General features: G+C 69.1%; 1 protein-coding gene. It reads left to right on the top strand.

Annotated elements, in window-relative coordinates; genetic code table 11:
* Positions 1-1,453, top strand: a 1,453-nt coding sequence (locus tag DFR29_RS28800) for a pre-peptidase C-terminal domain-containing protein (protein ID WP_166654430.1), incomplete at both ends; no start/stop codon positions are given.

Below are 1,453 nucleotides of genomic sequence, written 5' to 3'. Positions count from 1 at the left end.
TCTCGGCCGCGCGCAATGCCTGCGGCACGCTGAGCATGAGCGGCACCTCGATGGCCACGCCGACCGCCGCCGGCCTCGCCGCCCTGGTACGCGACTACCTCGCCCGCGGCTTCTATCCGACCGGCCAGAAAGTCGCCGCCAATGCGATCCCGAATCCCTCGGGCGCGCTGATCAAGGCCATCCTGATTTCCGGCGCCAGCAGCATGACCGGCACCGGTGCCGGCACCGCGCCGGGACAGTCGCAGGGCTGGGGCCGTATACATCTGGATAACTCGCTGTATTTCAACGGCGACGCCAGCCGCCTGTACATCCACGACTCGCCCACCGGCCTGGCCACCAACGGCGCCGACACCCACACCATCACCGTCACCGCCGGCCAGCCGCTGAACATCACCCTGGCCTGGACCGACGTCGCCGCGGCCGTCAACGCCAACCCGGCCCTGGTCAATTCCCTGCGCCTGGAAGTGCAGGCACCCAACGGCGATGTGTGGACGCAGAAGCTGCCCAGCGGCGTCGGCGTCAACAACGCCAACCCGACCCAGAGCATCGCCACCACCGGCTACGACAACCGCAACAACGTGCATCGCATCAGCTTCGCCGCCCCGGCAGCCGGCACGTATACGGTACGCGTGCGCGGCATCAACGTGCCGACCGGCCCGCAGAAGTACGCCCTGGCCGCCACCGGCAATTTCCAGGTCGGCGGAACCAACGGCTTCACCCTCGCCGCAACGCCGGCCTCGGTCAGCGTCTGCGCCGGCTCGGCCGCCAGCTACAGCGTCGGCGTGCAGAGCGTCGGCACCTTCACCAGCCCGGTCGGCCTGTCCATCACCGGCGTACCCGCCGGCGGCAGCAGCAGCTTCAGCCCGGCCTCGGTCGTGCCGGCCAACCCGGCTGCGACCAGCGCACTGTCCATCGGCACCAGCGGTGTTGCCACCGGCAACTACAACCTGGTCATCACCGGCGCTTCCACCTCGCCGGCACTGAGCCAGACTGCCGGCGTCACGCTCGATGTCACCGCCGCCGTGACCGGTGCCGGCAGCTTGAGCGCTCCAGCCAACGGCGCCACCAGCGTGTCCACCACGCCGGCACTGAGCTGGGCCGCCATCGCCGGGGCCAGCAGCTACCGCGTCCAGGTGGCCACTGACTCGGCCTTCAGCAACCTCGTCGTCAACCAGGTCGTCAGCGGCACCAGCTTCACGCCGGGCACGGCACTGGCCAACAACACGCAGTACTTCTGGCGTGTCTACGGCATCAACGGTTGCGGCCAGGGGGCGGCCTCCAGCGCCTTCAGCTTCACCACCGCACCGGTAGTGACCAACTTCTGCCGCACGCCGGCACTGGCCATTCCCGACAACAACACCACCGGCGTCACCGACAGCCAGGTCGTCAGCACCACCGGCACCCTGACCGGCCTGCGCCTGTCCTTCGATATCACCCACACCTACATGGGCGA

It is taken from the genome of Tahibacter aquaticus (assembly GCF_004363655.1).
Classification (GTDB): Bacteria; Pseudomonadota; Gammaproteobacteria; order Xanthomonadales; family Rhodanobacteraceae; genus Tahibacter; species Tahibacter aquaticus.
Note: the sequence above shows the minus strand (reverse complement) of the source record. Positions and strands in the feature narration are given on the sequence as shown.